Here is a 2603-nt window from a genome sequence, read left to right as displayed (position 1 = left end):
TATTTCAGAAGATATAGATGATTTTTATAGAATAACCATATATAGGCTTATAGAACTTTTAAGATATGCTTCAAGTAAGTATACAAGATCAAAAGTAAGAAAATTCCTTCCAGAAGATTTTAGATACATAATAGAAGAATTGTTACATCCAGACTCAGCTAGTCCTCACAAAGATGAATATTATAAGAGTATAGTAGATAATATTATTGAAATAGATAGAGCTAGAGTTTTTATTATAGAAGTATCAAAGGCAATTCAAAAACTTGTAATAGATAGGCTACATATTGTGGGAGATATTTATGACAGAGGTCCAAGACCGGATATTATCATGGATACATTGATGAATTATCATAATGTAGATATACAATGGGGTAATCATGATATATTATGGATGGGTGCTGCAGCAGGAGAAAAAGTATGTGTAGCCAATGCAATAAGAATATCAGCAAGATATGCAAACTTAGATATTGTAGAAGATATATATGGTATAAATATACTACCACTTGCTACTTTCGCTTTAGATGTATATAAAGATGATCCTTGTATAGAGTTCATGCCTAAAATAGGAGATAGTGATGTATCAAAAACAGAAAAATCTTTAATTGCCAAAATGCATAAAGCTATAAGTATAATTCAATTTAAGTTGGAAGCGGAAATAATTAATAGAAGGCCTGAATTTGATATGAATCATAGATTATTACTTGATAAAGTGAACTATGAAGAAGGAACTATTGAATTAAAAGGAAAAACATATAAGTTAAAAGATAATAGTTTTCCAACTATAGATCCTAAAAATCCATATGAATTGACAGATAAAGAAGAGCTAGTAATAGAAAAGCTAGCTAACTCTTTTGAAAATAGTGAGAAGCTTCAAAAACATGCAAAGTTTTTATTCTCAAAAGGAAGTATATATTTAAAAACGAATGATAACCTTTTAGTACACGGATGTATACCATTAAATAAAGATGGAAGTTTTATGTCTATGACGATAGATAATGAAGAATATAGTGGAAGAGCATTGATGGATAAAATGGAATCATATATTAGAAAAGGTTATTTCTTTGAAAATAAAAATCCAGAAAAATTATATGGAAAAGATATGATGTGGTATTTATGGACAGGTAAATGTTCATCCTTATTTGGAAAAGATGATATGACTACTTATGAAAGATATTTTATATCAGAAAAAGAAGCTCATAAAGAAAATAAAAATCCATACTATAATTTAAGAGAAGAAGAAGATATACTTAGAAATATATTTAAAGAATTTGAATTAGATTATGAAACAGGACATATTATAAATGGTCACGTTCCTGTGAAAAGTAAAAATGGTGAAAGTCCTGTAAAAGCTGGCGGAAAAATAATTGCCATAGATGGAGGATTTTCTAGAGCTTATCAAGGTAAAACTGGAATAGCTGGTTATACACTAATTTATAATTCACAAATGATGCAGTTAGTTTCTCATGAACCATTTTCTTCAGCTGAAGAATCTATAAAAAATGAAAGTGACATATTATCAACCTCTATAATAGTTGAAAAAAGAGCACAAAGAATGTTTGTCAGAGATACTTACGATGGACTAAAGATACAGCAAGAAATAAATGACCTAAAAATGTTAATTATAGCTTATAAAAAAGGTTTAATAAAAGAAGATAGATAATAAAAAAGATTATAGATTTAAATCTATAATCTTTTTTATTCTTCTAAGAAAATAGTATCAATAGTAGTACTATTTAAATAGTTTTTAGGTGATACACCATAAACTTTTTTAAATGCTCTAACAAAACTAGAATAATCATTAAATCCACATTTAATAGAAACTTCGCTCATAGGGTAACCTTCATGTATAAGATTCTTTGAAAGAATTAGTCTCTTTTTTATAATATAACTATGAATTGAACTTCCAGTCTGAGCTTTAAATTTTCTCATCAAATAATACTTACTTATGAAAAATTTTGAAGCTATGCTATCTATGGAAAGGTCTTTATCAATATTATCATTTATATATTTTAAAACTTCTTCAATATTTTTATCACAAGTAATATCGTCTATATTAGTTTTTTCACTTGTTAAAAATAATCTATTAATTAATACCATAAGCTGTAAGAATAAGGCATTTTTTAAAACATCACTTCCAAATTCACCGCTATTTTCACAATCTTTTATCTGAAAAACGAATGATTTTATATTAGAAGTTGATGCTTGACTTAAACGAAGTAAATTATATTTATTTTCACTTGCCAGCTGGAAACAATTTAATAAATTAGTAGTTACATTATTAAAATTATTAATAAAGTTATCTGTAAAATTAGGATTAATCCATATAACGATTCTTTCGTAGAATACATTAGGATTTACTTCGGGTTTATGAATTTCATTATTATTTACAAATAAAATATCCCATGGTTTTAATTTATAGGATTTACCTTCTATAAAATAATTTACATCACCTTCTATAAAGATGATTATTTTATTAAAATCATGGTGATGATATTCAAATGTAATATCTTTTTTATCTCTTATATGAAAAATTTTAAAATCATCATTTAAATAACCAACACTATTTTTTAATTTATCCATAATAAAACCTCGCTAAAAAATGT

The 2603-nt window shown here is 25.9% G+C and carries 2 protein-coding genes; one reads left to right on the top strand and one right to left on the bottom strand.

The genetic code is table 11. The annotated features are described in order from the left end of the window. The coding region (locus J7G74_RS06450) for a fructose-1,6-bisphosphatase (protein ID WP_297133305.1) at window positions 1-1660 on the top strand (1660 nt) is incomplete at its 5' end. A 35-nt stretch (window positions 1661-1695) separates the two neighbouring features. Here the strand turns inward: J7G74_RS06450 and J7G74_RS06445 are convergent. Next, window positions 1696-2580, bottom strand: coding sequence for an AraC family transcriptional regulator (locus J7G74_RS06445; protein ID WP_297133303.1), 885 nt, complete (start codon window positions 2578-2580; stop codon window positions 1696-1698). Window positions 2581-2603: the final 23 nt, after the last annotated feature.

The organism is Terrisporobacter sp. (assembly GCF_017888745.1).
GTDB lineage: Bacteria > Bacillota > Clostridia > Peptostreptococcales > Peptostreptococcaceae > Terrisporobacter.
This window is presented reverse-complemented; position numbering and strand designations above follow the sequence as displayed.